Below are 11,670 nucleotides of genomic sequence, written 5' to 3' on the forward strand. Positions count from 1 at the left end.
AACGTTAAACACTAATAACGTTAAACAATATAGCGTTAAGGAAAACGGCATGAGTGCAACGCCCACTATTTTAAAAAAAATTATCTTTCGCAAATTGGAAGAGATTCAACAAGGCTGTGAAGCCATTCCGTTACGTGAAATGAAGCAACGCGCCATGCTGGCGCCACCCGCGCGTGACTTTGTGGCGGCCATGCAAGCCAAGTTAGCTGCGGGTCAATCAGCGGTGATTGCCGAAATTAAAAAAGCTTCGCCCAGTAAAGGTGTGTTGCGTGAGCCGTTTGATCCGGTTGAAATTGCCAAAAGCTACGCTCAGCACGGCGCGGCGTGTTTGTCGGTGCTGACCGACGTCGATTTTTTTCAAGGCTCTAACGCCTATTTGCAAAGTGTGCGCGCCGCAGTTGATTTACCTATTATTCGTAAAGACTTTATTGTGGACGATTACCAAGTGTACGAAGCCCGCGCCATTGGTGCCGACTGCATTTTATTAATAGCCGCCGCCATTGGCGACGCACAAATGTACGAGCTCACCCAAGTGGCGTTGCAGCTGGGTATGGATGTGCTGATTGAAGTGCATAACGAAGATGAATTAGAGCGCGCTTTGCGTCTGCCCTTGCCAATGATTGGCATCAATAACCGCGATTTGCACAACTTTGAGGTGTCACTGGACACCACGTTGCGTATGTTGGATAAAATTCCGGATGACCGAATTGTCATTACCGAAAGCGGCATTTTAACTCCAGCGGATGTGCAAAAAATGCGCGCGCATCACGTCAATAGTTTTTTAGTGGGCGAAACCTTTATGCGGGCTGAAAATCCGGGTGAAAAACTTGCTGAACTTTTTAGTTAAATCAGTCACTTGGCGTTGTCGGTTTTAGACACAATCTAAAAAAATAAACTTGCAATGCCACCCAAAAAGTGAATAATACGCTCTCCTTTTTTTCCCTCTTGAAAAAATGGTTAAAACCTCACGTTATTTTAGAACGTGGCTGGGGTTCATCAAGCTAGCCTTGTCTTGACGAATTTTTGTTAATCATTCATCTGTCTTTTACAACATAAGCGGATGTTTTAGTAAGGTACTTCCAATGCCAAATTCAGAAAACATACTGGTCACCAGTAACGATCACTTTGAAGTGATTGAAAAAACCACCCTTATTGACGCCTCTTGGCCAACCCACGAACAAGCCGTTGAAGATTTAACCCTTGATCACTTTATTTGCCGTGACGGCAAAGTGTACGCAGGCACACACATTATTGCCGACTTTTGGGGCGCGAGTCGTTTAGACGATTTACAACTCATGGAGCGTGCTTTGCGCGAGGGTATTAAAAAAGCCAACGCCACTTTATTGCATATTCATTTACACCACTTTACCCCCAATGGCGGAATTTCTGGGGTAGCGGTATTGGCCGAATCGCATATTAGTGTGCATTCTTGGCCAGAACGTAATTACGCGGCGTTTGACGTGTTTATGTGCGGTGATTCGGATCCGATGATGGCCATTGAGGTGTTAAAAGAAGCCTTTACGCCCGACAACGTTATCATTGATACGCTGTTGCGTGGCGAAGTTGCCGACATACATGAGGTTGCAAGCGGTGAGCAGTAACCAGGCCTGGTCAAATAAAAGTTCACAAAACGGTCGCAAAACCTATTTAGAAACGTTGTACCCTGCATGGGGTCAACAGTTTGTAATAGACGAAGTGTTGTTTGAGGCTCAAACCGAGCACCAACATTTGGTGATTTTTAATAACGCCCAATGGGGTTCTGTGATGGCGCTGGACGGCGTAATTCAAACCACTGAAAAGGACGAGTTTGTTTATCATGAGATGATGGTGCATGTGCCATTATTGGCGCACGGTCACGCAAAGTCGGTGTTGATTATTGGCGGCGGCGATGGTGGTATTTTGCGTGAGGTGCTTAAACACTCGGCGTTAGAGCATGTGACTCAAGTAGAAATTGATCAACAAGTTATTGATTTGTGTCGTGAGCATTTACCCAATCATTCAGCGGGGGCTTACGATCATCCTAAGGCGCATATTGTGATTGGCGATGGGGTTGAATTTGTTACTAAAACGACACAAAAATTTGATATCATCATTTCCGATTCGACCGACCCCATGGGGCCTGGAGAAGTTTTGTTTACGTCACGTTTTTATCAAGGCATTCAGCGTTGTCTAAATTCGGGCGGTGTGTTTGTGGCACAAAATGGGGTGAGCTTTTTGCAAACCACCGAGGTGACCACCACGCACAAGCGTTTATCGCCGTTATTTAAAGAAGCCAGTTTTTACAGCGCGGCAGTGCCAACCTATGTGGGAGGTATTATGATGTTTGCGTGGGCAACCGATGATATGGCATTAAAAAATGTGGATTTAGCCACGCTACAGGCGCGTTTTACACAAGCAGAGATTAAAACGCGTTTTTATACCCCTTTGTTGCACCAGGCCTGCTTTGCCTTACCGCAATACATTATGGAAGCTTTAAAATAATGGATAAACAAACTATCGTCGAATCTTTTGCAGAACAGTCGCATCCAGACGTTCTAGAACAATTTGACCGCGCCAGTCTGACCGATTTAGTCGCCAAACACGAAACACCGTTTATGGTGTTGGATTTAGAAGAAATCGACTACCAATATAAGTCACTGCAAGCGGCATTGCCCGGCGTACAACTTTTTTACGCTTTAAAAGCGTTATCGCATCCCGAGCTTATTAAGCGGTTAAAAAAATTAGGCAGCAGTTTTGACCTAGCCACCATTGGTGAAGTTGAGCTGGTTGAGTCTTTAGGCATTAAGGGCAATCAGTGTATTCACACGCATCCTATAAAAAAGGATAAAGAAATCGCGCGTGCTTTAGAATTTGGGTGCACACGTTTTGTCGTAGATAACGTCGAAGAGATGAAAAAATTCTACAAATACGCGGGTCAAGTAGAGTTGATTATTCGTGTCAGCTTCCGCAGTCGTCAGGCGGTGGTCGATTTATCACGTAAATTTGGTTGCGCGCTAGAAGAGTTGCCCATTTTGGTCGAAATGGCGCAGCAAAACGGCATTGATGTGGTGGGCTTGTCCTTTCACGTCGGCTCACAATCGCTTTCACCTATGACCCAAGTCAACGCAATTCGTTCGAGTATTGCGGCTATGAAAGTGATGAACAATGTTAAATGGAAGTTTCTAGACATTGGTGGTAGTTTTCCGGTGTCATACCAAGAAGCGGTGTTGCCCATTGCAGATTTTTGTGCACCTGTTATGGAAGCCCTAAGTGAATTGCCTGAAGGGGTAGAAGTGTTTGCTGAGCCGGGGCGTTTTATTTCGGCGCCGTCCATGATTGAAGTGGTCTCCATTGTAGGCAAAGCCAAGCGCGGTGCTAGAATGTGGTATTACTTAGACGACGGTGTGTACGGTGGGTTTAGTGGTCAGATGTTTGATCACGCGATTTATCCATTAGCGCCGCTTAAGCCATTTGACCCAACGGGTGTGTTTTTACCCAGCGTCTTGGCCGGGCCTACTTGCGACAGCGTAGACGTGATTGCCGAAGACATTGAATTACCTGAAATGGAAATTGGCGACATTTTAATTGGCAAGCAAATGGGCGCGTATACTTTGGCATCGGCCACCGAGTTTAACTACTATCCAAAGCCTAAAGTCATTGTGGTTGAAGATATTTTTGACCCAGAAACTGAAGCGCTTTAAACCCAGTATTGTTAATTTAAAGGATGTGAACATGTCAATTTCAATTAAATGGCAAGGTAAAAAAGCGTTTGAAGCGACCTCTTCAACCGGGCACAAAGTGATGATGGACGCCTCTAAAGAAGTGGGTGGAGAAGATCGTGGCTCGCGCCCTATGGAGTTATTGCTGATGGGTTTGGGCGGCTGTTCGGGAATCGATGTGGTGATGATGCTCGAAAAGGGCGGTCAAACCGTTACCGATTGTCAAATTGAGGTTGACGCCGAACGTGCCGACGGCATTCCGGCGGTTTACACCAAAATTCATGCGCATTACAAAGTGTTTGGGCAGGCGTTAAATGAGAAAAAAGTTCAGCGTGCAGTTGAGCTGTCGGCCGAAAAATATTGTTCGGTGTCTAAAATGCTCGAAAAAACTGCCGAAATAACTCACAGCTTTGAGATTATTGAAGCGTAATTGATTTATTTTTGGCTGTTTGTCAGTTTGTCTGTTAAAAAAACCAGTCCTCGGACTGGTTTTTTTATGTCCAAAATAAAGTGACCAGGCCTGGTTAGTTTTTAAATTTGCGCAATGCTTAAGGTTTGACCAGGCCTGGTCAAGACCTGTTTAACCGCATTAATTAATGCATCGGTAAGTGTTTGTAGGTCTTCTTTTGCAATGTTAAACGCCGGCATGGTGTACACCAAGTTGCCGAACGGTCTTAACCATGCACCGTGTTGCAGTGCGATGGTTTGAATTTGTAGACCCAAATCGTTACGTTCCAGTTCAACCACCCCAATCGCGCCCAAGACGCGAACATCTACAACCCCCGGCAGGGTTTTTAAGGGGTTAAGGTGTTGGCTAAAATGCGCAGTGATGTACGTAATCTGTGTTTGCCAAGGGCTGTTTAGCAGCACGTTAATGCTTGCCAACGCGGCTGCACACGCCAGCGGATTGGCCATGAACGTGGGGCCGTGCATGAGCAAACCGGGTTGACCCTGGCTTACGCCGTCGCTAACGTTTTGGGTGCATAAGGTGGCGGCTAAACTTACCGTGCCGCCTGTTAAGGCTTTGCCAATGCACATAATGTCTGGGGTAATGCCCGCCCATTCGCTCGCAAAGAGCTTGCCGGTGCGCCCAAAGCCCGTAGCAATTTCGTCCACAATCAGCAATACGTTGTATTGGGTGCACAGCGCACGTACTTGTTTTAGATAGTCGGGGCGATAAAATCGCATGCCACCCGCCCCTTGCACAATTGGCTCAATGGTGACGGCGGCAATGTGGGGGTGATGTTGAGAAAGTAACGCTTCAAAGGCGGCGATGTCGCTGTCGCTGTCGTCTTCTGAACAGTCAAAGCCAAGATGGGGCGCGGGGGCAAACAGATGCGGGGTAAGTAAGTGACCAAATAACGGGTGCATGCCGCTGTCTGGGTCGCAAACGGCCATAGTGGCAAAGGTGTCGCCGTGATAGCCGTTGCGAACGGTTAACAGGCGGTTTTTATCAGGACGTAGTTGGCTAATCCAATATTGTAATGCCATTTTTATGGCGACTTCCATGGCTACCGAACCGGAATCGCTGTAAAACACTTTGTCCAGGCCTGGTGGAACGATGTTTAACAGGGCTTTGGTAAGTGCAATGGCCGGTTCATGAGTAAGCCCACCAAACATAATGTGCGGCATGGTGTCAATTTGTTGGTGCATGGCCGCGCAAATGTCAGGGTGGTTGTAGCCATGAATGGCCGCCCACCAAGAGGACATGCCATCCACCACCACCTGCTGATTAGCCAATGTAATGTGAGAGCCGCTGGTGCTGATAACGCCCAACACGTTGAGAGGGTTGGGAACTTTTGCATAAGGGTGCCAAATATGTTGGCGATCAAATTCCAGTAAGCTTTGCCAGTGTGCCGATGCTGCGGTGTTGTGGGTGAGTGTCATGTTTAAATATCCAAATTACCGTTGTTAATTAGTGAGCGTTAAAGTGGTGTGTAAAGCCCAATGCGTCGAGCGCAATTTGAAATGAGGGTTCGGGCGGGCAGTGCAGTGCCACGGTTTGCTGGCTAACCGGGTGAATAAAACTTAATTGAGTGGCGGCCAGGTAAAGGCGATGTTGTCCAAGCCAGTCATTAAAAAAATGATTATGATGCCGATCGCCGTGGCTAACATCGCCAATAATGGGGTGGCTAATGTAGTTTAAATGACGTCTTAACTGGTGCTTGCGGCCAGTTGTGGGGTTAAGCTCTAATAGACTGTAACGCGCGGTTGGGTACTGACCAATTTGCTGGGAAATACTTGTTTTTTGAAGGCAGGAGAAGTGGGTCAAAGCTTCTTGATCTGCTTTGTCCAAGCGCGCGTCTTTATCGGCTATTTTATCGTAATGAACTTTTAGTGGGGTATTGATGCTTCCATGCGTTGTTGGCCAACCACGGACAATGGCGTGGTACGTTTTTTGAAGGTCATGCTGGCTAAACTGTAAACCCAGTTGTTGAGCGATAGTTGGTGACAGGGCAAACAGTAAAATGCCAGAAGTAGCTTTGTCTAAGCGATGCAGGGTATAAACCACCTGACCGATTAAGTCGCGCGTCATTTGCATGGCAAACTGCGTTTCATGGCGATCTAATGCGGTGCGATGCACTAATAAACCAGCAGGTTTATGGATCGCAACCATCCATTCGTCTTGATAAAGTATTGTAAAGCTGGATAAGTCGGTGTGTGTTTGCATGATTTCAGTATGAGTTTAATAAGGATTATGAAAAATAATGGTAAACAGTATACCAGCCCTAAATGCCTATGAGGTCGAACGTGAATCCATCGTTAGAAGCAAAAACTCAAATTTAATGTATTTATTTTAAATGTAAGGGTTGACAGTCAATAAATAATCTATAAAATACGCACTCACAAATTGGAGGGTTTCCCGAGCGGCCAAAGGGGGCAGACTGTAAATCTGCTGGCTCAGCCTTCGGTGGTTCGAATCCACCACCCTCCACCATGCGGGTATCGTATATTGGCTATTACCTCGGCCTTCCAAGCCGATGAGAGGAGTTCGATTCTCCTTACCCGCTCCAAATTCTAAAAAGGCTCTCTTTGTTGGCAAGTTTAACGCTAATGCAGAGGGCCTTTTTAACATAACTTGCTCTTATAGCTCAGTCGGTAGAGCGCATCCATGGTAAGGATGAGGTCATCGGTTCGATTCCGATTAAGAGCTCCAATTTTATAGTCTTGGCACCGAACGCTAGCGTCGCTGCTTTAATGGAGTTTGCATCATGGCAAAAGCAAAATTTGAACGCGCGAAACTGCATGTGAATGTTGGAACCATCGGTCACGTTGACCATGGTAAGACAACTCTAACAGCGGCTTTAACAATCGTGCAAGGAAAGAAATTTGGTGGCGACATCAAAGACTTCGCATCAATCGATAACGCACCAGAAGAAAGAGAGCGTGGAATCACAATCTCTACTTCACACGTAGAATACGAATCAGAAACGCGTCACTATGCACACGTAGATTGCCCAGGTCACGCCGACTATGTAAAAAACATGATCACCGGTGCAGCGCAGATGGACGGAGCGATTCTAGTTTGTTCAGCCGCTGATGGCCCGATGCCACAAACGCGTGAACACATCCTGTTATCACGTCAAGTAGGCGTACCGTACATCGTAGTATTTCTAAACAAAGCCGACATGGTAGATGACGAAGAACTACTAGAGCTTGTAGAAATGGAAGTACGTGAGCTGTTAGACATGTACGAATTCCCAGGTGATGACACGCCCGTTATCATTGGTTCAGCCACACTAGCCATCGCTGGAGACACCTCGGAAATTGGTGCCCCTTCAGTAGAGCGTCTAGTAGCTGCATTAGATACCTACATTCCAGATCCAGTACGTGACACAGACAAGCCATTCCTAATGCCAGTAGAAGATATTTTCTCTATCCAAGGCCGTGGAACAGTAGCGACTGGTCGTATTGAAACAGGCATTGTAAAAGTAGGCGAAACAATTCAAATCGTCGGAATTCGTGACACGCAAGAAACCACGGTTACCGGTGTAGAAATGTTCCGCAAGCTACTTGATCAAGGACAAGCTGGAGACAACGTAGGTGTTCTACTACGTGGAACCAAGCGTGACGACATCGAGCGTGGACAAGTATTGGCGCACAAAGGCACAATCAAACCACACAATAAGTTTGAAGCTGAAATCTATGTATTATCAAAAGACGAAGGTGGGCGTCATACTCCATTCTTCAACGGCTACCGCCCACAGTTCTACTTCCGTACTACGGACGTAACAGGCGCATGTGAATTACCAGCAGGAATCGAAATGGTTATGCCAGGTGATAACGTACAGATGACTATTGAACTCATCAACCCGATCGCAATGGACGAAGGTCTACGTTTTGCGATACGTGAAGGTGGACGTACAGTAGGCGCTGGTGTAGTTGCCAAAATTCTTGCTTAATTGCAGGTAGTTGTAAAATTAAAAAAAGGGTGTATAATGCCCTTTTTTTATAAACACATTCCAGGGGTATAGCTCCAATTGGTAGAGCAGCGGATTCCAAATCCGCGTGTTGGGAGTTCGAATCTCTCTACCCCTGCCACATTCTAACGACCTGCATTTGAAAGGGTGCAGGTCGTTTTTCAATTAAGCTGATGGATTTATGAGTAAAGAAGCAAACAGTCAAAGTGTCTCTGGTTCGCTTGATACGGCCAAAATGTTATTAGCCATTGTTGTTTTGGTGGGTTCTTTATTAGGGTATTACCTATTTAAAGATTTGCATGCCGTCGTTAGGGTTCTAGGGGTTGTTGCCGGTGTTGCGTTGGCTATATTTATTATGTATCAGACGACCGTTGGCAAAAACTGGTTTCATTACTTAACGCAAGCAAAGCGTGAAGTTAAGTTAGTAGTTTGGCCGACGCGCCCTGAAACTGTTCAAATGACATTAATCGTCTTTGTAGTAGTTATTCTGATGGGTATCTTTTTGTGGTTGATTGACATGTTCTTTTTATGGGCAGTAAAACTATTAACAGGACAAGGTGGTTAACTATGGCACAAAGATGGTACGTCGTTCATGCTTATTCAGGTTATGAAAATAAAGTAAAAAAGAGTTTAACGGACTATGTTGAACGGGCTGGATTGCAAGATCAGTTTGGGGATGTTTTAGTTCCGTCTGAAGAAGTTATAGAAATTAGAGACGGAAAAAAAGAACCAGTGAGCGTAAGTTTTTTCCGGGTTACGTTTTAGTGCAAATGGAAATGACGGAAGAGTCATGGCATTTGGTTAAAAGCGTACCACAGGTTTTAGGATTTATTGGCGGCACTAGTGATCGCCCAGCCCCAATATCGCAAAAAGAAGTCGATCGTATTTTACAAAGAGTAGAAACGAGTGTCGATAAGCCGCGTCCTAAAGTTATGTATGAGCCTGGAGAAATGGTTCGAGTGGTCGATGGGCCGTTTAATGATTTTGAAGCGATTGTTGAAAATGTCGATTATGACAAAAATAAGTTACAAGTTTCAGTGTTAATCTTTGGTCGTTCAACACCGGTTGAGCTTGAGTTTACTCAGGTTGCTAAAGTTTAATCTGATTTTTTAATCTACTGGGAAGCTTAACGGCGCTATACCCATAAGGAGCAAGACATGGCTAAGAAAATTGCAGCCTATATTAAGTTACAAGTAAAAGCTGGGGAAGCAAACCCTAGTCCACCGGTTGGTCCTGCTTTAGGACAAAAAGGTGTTAATATCATGGAATTCTGTAAGGCGTTTAACGCTCAGACAGCGGGTCTAGAAAAAGGCTTGCCAATTCCAGTTGTTATCTCTGTTTACAGCGATAAAAGTTTTACATTTATTACCAAAACACCACCTGCTTCAGTATTGCTTAAAAAGGCAGCTGGCATTAAAAGTGGTAGCCCAATTCCTAACTTAAATAAAGTTGGAACGGTAACTCTGGCGCAAATTGAAGAAATTGCGAAAACTAAAATGGCCGATTTAAATGCAAATGATTTAGATGCAGCAGTCAAGACTATCTCGGGTTCTGCTCGAAGTATGGGTCTAGTGGTAGAGGGTTGATAAAATGGCAAAACTAACTAAAAAACAAAAAGTTAACGCAGCGCGTATTGACACTAATGCTTCTTATAATTTTATTGAAGGTATCGATTTACTAAAAGAATTAGCAACTGCTAAATTTACAGAGTCAGTTGATGTTTCAATTCGTTTAGGAATTGACCCACGTAAATCAGATCAAGTGGTGCGTGGCGCTACTGTTATGCCAAACGGAACTGGTAAAACAGTTCGCGTAGCTGTATTTACCGGTGAATCTAATCATGCAGCGGCTAAAGCTGCGGGTGCTGATTTTGTTGGTATGGAAGATTTGGCTGATGAAATCAAGAAAGGCATGATGGATTTTGACGTTGTCATTGCGTCTCCTGATGCTATGCGTGTTGTGGGTATGTTAGGTCAGGTTCTTGGACCACGTGGTTTAATGCCTAACCCAAAAACAGGTACTGTAACACCTGATGTCGTAACAGCTATTAAAAACGCTAAAGCAGGCCAAGTGCGCTACCGTGCCGACAAGGCCGGTATTATTCATGCTGCCATTGGTACTGTTAAATTTGATGCTGACAAATTACAAGAAAATTTAAAAGCTCTTCTTGAAGACTTAGTAAAAGCGAAGCCCGCTTCTGCTAAAGGTGTCTACATGAAGAAAGTGACTATTTCTACTACTATGGGCCCAGGCCTGTTGGTTGATCAGTCTTCAATATAATGATTTCTGCATTCCTAAGGGGTGCAGATATTATTTGCGAATTGGGACTCTTTAAAACAAATTATGTTTGTAGTGAAGAGCGCCCATCGCAGACCGTAGGCGAACGCTAAGGTGCGTTCTTAATAGATTTAAGCCTACGTAGATGGAAGAGTTTAATAGCCGCAATGCTATTAAACTGTTTGGAGGTTATATGGCGCTCAATATCGAAGATAAAAAGCTAGTCGTTGAAGAAGTTTCTGCTGTTGTGGCGGGTGCGGGTTCAGTGGTTGCAGCTGAATATCGTGGTTTGACGGTAGAGAAAATGACCCAACTTCGTGCAGCTGGTCGCAAGTCAAATGTTAAGATTCGTGTAATCAAAAACACTTTGGCTCGTCGTGCTGTTGCAGGCACTAAATTTGAAGACATGTCTGACACATTTGTTGGTCCGTTGGTTTTTGCTTTCTCTGGTGAAGAGTTAGGAAACGCTGCGCGTGTTCTAAAAGAATTTGCTAAAACGAATAATGCATTAGTGGTTAAGTCACTTTCAATTGGTGAAGGCGTTATGGACGCAAGCCATTTAGATTTAGTGGCAGCTCTACCTACTTACAACGAAGCTCTAAGTAAACTATTGTTTGTGATGAAAGAACCGGTTGCTAAATTGGCACGTGGTTTGGTTGCTGTTAAAGAACAGAAAGAATCAGAAGCAGCTTAAATTTTACTTAAGCGTTATAAATATGAAACATAATTAAATTTTGGAGATAAACATGTCTGTATCAAAAGAAGATATTTTAGAAGCCGTTGCTAATATGTCAGTAATGGATGTAGTTGCTTTAGTAGCTGCTATGGAAGAGAAGTTTGGTGTTTCTGCAGCAGCTGTTGCAGTTGCAGGTCCTGCGGCTGCTGCGGCAGAAGTTGAAGAGCAAACTGAATTTAACGTAGTTCTAACTGGAGCTGGATCTAACAAAGTTGGCGCAATCAAAGCGGTTCGTGCAGCAACTGGTTTAGGCTTAAAAGAAGCTAAAGATGCAGTAGAAAGCGTTCCTTTCACATTGAAAGAAGGTGTTTCTAAAGCTGAAGCTGAAGCATTAGCTAACGAGCTTAAAGAAGCTGGTGCAGAAGTAGAAATCAAATAATATTGGTTTTAGCTGTTTACAGCAGAGAGATGGCTGGTGCTTTTGCACCGGCCTTTTCTCGTTTTTAACAGTGTGTAAAAGTGTGATAGTTAATTTAATTTTTTTATTTTGCTACAACAGTTTTATGCATTCTTTTAAATAGTCATTTGGCTGTTTAAT

13 protein-coding genes, 4 tRNA genes and 1 pseudogene are annotated in these 11,670 nt (G+C 44.5%); 16 read left to right on the top strand and 2 right to left on the bottom strand.

The genetic code is table 11. From position 1 onward, the window contains the following. Nucleotides 1–49: 49 nt before the first annotated feature. The 5 genes from trpC to EP181_RS01395 all read left to right on the top strand — a co-directional run bounded on the left by trpC (nucleotide 50) and on the right by EP181_RS01395 (nucleotide 4,128). Nucleotides 50–847 carry an indole-3-glycerol phosphate synthase TrpC gene (gene trpC / locus EP181_RS01375; RefSeq protein ID WP_127470070.1) on the top strand — a complete coding sequence of 266 codons (798 nt, stop codon included), beginning with the start codon at nucleotides 50–52 and terminating at the stop codon, nucleotides 845–847. 235 nt (nucleotides 848–1,082) lie between these two features. Then, on the top strand, nucleotides 1,083–1,601 hold the full coding sequence (gene speD, locus EP181_RS01380) for an adenosylmethionine decarboxylase (RefSeq protein WP_127470071.1): 519 nt from the start codon (nucleotides 1,083–1,085) through the stop codon (nucleotides 1,599–1,601). Beyond that, nucleotides 1,576–2,481 (top strand): polyamine aminopropyltransferase, encoded by a 906-nt coding sequence (gene speE / locus EP181_RS01385; protein ID WP_127470072.1) that lies wholly within the window; start codon nucleotides 1,576–1,578, stop codon nucleotides 2,479–2,481. Before speD ends, speE begins: the two co-directional genes overlap by 26 nt. Then, nucleotides 2,481–3,680 carry a type III PLP-dependent enzyme gene (locus EP181_RS01390; protein WP_127470073.1) on the top strand — a complete coding sequence of 400 codons (1,200 nt, stop codon included), beginning with the start codon at nucleotides 2,481–2,483 and terminating at the stop codon, nucleotides 3,678–3,680. Before speE ends, EP181_RS01390 begins: the two co-directional genes overlap by 1 nt. A 31-nt stretch (nucleotides 3,681–3,711) precedes the next feature. Next, nucleotides 3,712–4,128 (top strand): OsmC family protein, encoded by a 417-nt coding sequence (locus EP181_RS01395; protein ID WP_127470074.1) that lies wholly within the window; start codon nucleotides 3,712–3,714, stop codon nucleotides 4,126–4,128. Nucleotides 4,129–4,229: 101 nt separating this feature from the next. Here the strand turns inward: EP181_RS01395 and EP181_RS01400 are convergent, their stop codons facing one another. Beyond that, a complete protein-coding gene (locus EP181_RS01400; RefSeq protein WP_127470075.1) occupies nucleotides 4,230–5,585 on the bottom strand; it encodes an adenosylmethionine--8-amino-7-oxononanoate transaminase in 1,356 nt (451 codons plus the stop codon). A gap of 28 nt (nucleotides 5,586–5,613) precedes the next feature. Next, nucleotides 5,614–6,369, bottom strand: a complete 756-nt coding sequence (locus tag EP181_RS01405) for a pseudouridine synthase (RefSeq protein WP_127470076.1) — start codon at nucleotides 6,367–6,369, stop codon at nucleotides 5,614–5,616. 182 nt (nucleotides 6,370–6,551) lie between these two features. Between EP181_RS01405 and EP181_RS01410 the strand changes: the two genes are divergently transcribed. From EP181_RS01410 to rplL, 11 genes and pseudogenes are all read left to right on the top strand, one after another. Next, nucleotides 6,552–6,636: transfer RNA gene (locus EP181_RS01410), tRNA-Tyr, on the top strand. A gap of 1 nt (nucleotide 6,637) precedes the next feature. Beyond that, a tRNA-Gly gene (locus EP181_RS01415) sits at nucleotides 6,638–6,712 on the top strand. 67 nt (nucleotides 6,713–6,779) lie between these two features. Next, nucleotides 6,780–6,855: transfer RNA gene (locus tag EP181_RS01420), tRNA-Thr, on the top strand. 55 nt (nucleotides 6,856–6,910) lie between these two features. Then, a complete protein-coding gene (gene tuf / locus EP181_RS01425) occupies nucleotides 6,911–8,101 on the top strand; it encodes an elongation factor Tu (protein WP_127470077.1) in 1,191 nt (396 codons plus the stop codon). Between the two features lie 62 nt (nucleotides 8,102–8,163). Continuing rightward, nucleotides 8,164–8,240 (top strand) — tRNA-Trp (locus EP181_RS01430). Between the two features lie 60 nt (nucleotides 8,241–8,300). Continuing rightward, the gene (secE, locus tag EP181_RS01435) at nucleotides 8,301–8,684 is read left to right on the top strand and encodes a preprotein translocase subunit SecE (RefSeq protein WP_127470078.1); all 384 of its coding nucleotides are present in this window, start codon (nucleotides 8,301–8,303) and stop codon (nucleotides 8,682–8,684) included. A gap of 2 nt (nucleotides 8,685–8,686) precedes the next feature. Beyond that, nucleotides 8,687–9,219 (top strand): annotated as a pseudogene (gene nusG / locus EP181_RS01440) (transcription termination/antitermination protein NusG). 57 nt (nucleotides 9,220–9,276) lie between these two features. Then, a complete protein-coding gene (gene rplK / locus EP181_RS01445) occupies nucleotides 9,277–9,705 on the top strand; it encodes a 50S ribosomal protein L11 (protein WP_127470079.1) in 429 nt (142 codons plus the stop codon). A 4-nt stretch (nucleotides 9,706–9,709) separates the two neighbouring features. Continuing rightward, nucleotides 9,710–10,399, top strand: coding sequence for a 50S ribosomal protein L1 (gene rplA, locus EP181_RS01450; RefSeq protein WP_127470080.1), 690 nt, complete (start codon nucleotides 9,710–9,712; stop codon nucleotides 10,397–10,399). Nucleotides 10,400–10,589: 190 nt separating this feature from the next. After that, a complete protein-coding gene (gene rplJ, locus EP181_RS01455; protein ID WP_127471726.1) occupies nucleotides 10,590–11,090 on the top strand; it encodes a 50S ribosomal protein L10 in 501 nt (166 codons plus the stop codon). 52 nt (nucleotides 11,091–11,142) lie between these two features. Then, nucleotides 11,143–11,511 (top strand): 50S ribosomal protein L7/L12, encoded by a 369-nt coding sequence (gene rplL / locus EP181_RS01460; RefSeq protein ID WP_127470081.1) that lies wholly within the window; start codon nucleotides 11,143–11,145, stop codon nucleotides 11,509–11,511. The last annotated feature ends 159 nt before the right edge of the window (nucleotides 11,512–11,670 follow it).

This window comes from Thiomicrorhabdus aquaedulcis (genome assembly GCF_004001325.1).
In the GTDB taxonomy this organism is placed as follows: domain Bacteria; phylum Pseudomonadota; class Gammaproteobacteria; order Thiomicrospirales; family Thiomicrospiraceae; genus Thiomicrorhabdus; species Thiomicrorhabdus aquaedulcis.

What these genes read in the sequence shown, in the direction of transcription:
- speD (WP_127470071.1), top strand. Translation starts at nt 1,083, where the DNA reads ATGCCAAATTCAGAAAACATACTGGTCACCAGTAACGATCACTTTGAA.
- secE (WP_127470078.1), top strand. Translation starts at nt 8,301, where the DNA reads ATGAGTAAAGAAGCAAACAGTCAAAGTGTCTCTGGTTCGCTTGATACG.
- EP181_RS01395 (WP_127470074.1), top strand. Translation starts at nt 3,712, where the DNA reads ATGTCAATTTCAATTAAATGGCAAGGTAAAAAAGCGTTTGAAGCGACC.
- EP181_RS01405 (WP_127470076.1), bottom strand. Translation starts at nt 6,369, where the DNA reads ATGCAAACACACACCGACTTATCCAGCTTTACAATACTTTATCAAGAC.
- speE (WP_127470072.1), top strand. Translation starts at nt 1,576, where the DNA reads ATGAGGTTGCAAGCGGTGAGCAGTAACCAGGCCTGGTCAAATAAAAGT.
- rplL (WP_127470081.1), top strand. Translation starts at nt 11,143, where the DNA reads ATGTCTGTATCAAAAGAAGATATTTTAGAAGCCGTTGCTAATATGTCA.
- tuf (WP_127470077.1), top strand. Translation starts at nt 6,911, where the DNA reads ATGGCAAAAGCAAAATTTGAACGCGCGAAACTGCATGTGAATGTTGGA.
- rplA (WP_127470080.1), top strand. Translation starts at nt 9,710, where the DNA reads ATGGCAAAACTAACTAAAAAACAAAAAGTTAACGCAGCGCGTATTGAC.
- rplK (WP_127470079.1), top strand. Translation starts at nt 9,277, where the DNA reads ATGGCTAAGAAAATTGCAGCCTATATTAAGTTACAAGTAAAAGCTGGG.
- EP181_RS01390 (WP_127470073.1), top strand. Translation starts at nt 2,481, where the DNA reads ATGGATAAACAAACTATCGTCGAATCTTTTGCAGAACAGTCGCATCCA.
- rplJ (WP_127471726.1), top strand. Translation starts at nt 10,590, where the DNA reads ATGGCGCTCAATATCGAAGATAAAAAGCTAGTCGTTGAAGAAGTTTCT.
- EP181_RS01400 (WP_127470075.1), bottom strand. Translation starts at nt 5,585, where the DNA reads ATGACACTCACCCACAACACCGCAGCATCGGCACACTGGCAAAGCTTA.
- trpC (WP_127470070.1), top strand. Translation starts at nt 50, where the DNA reads ATGAGTGCAACGCCCACTATTTTAAAAAAAATTATCTTTCGCAAATTG.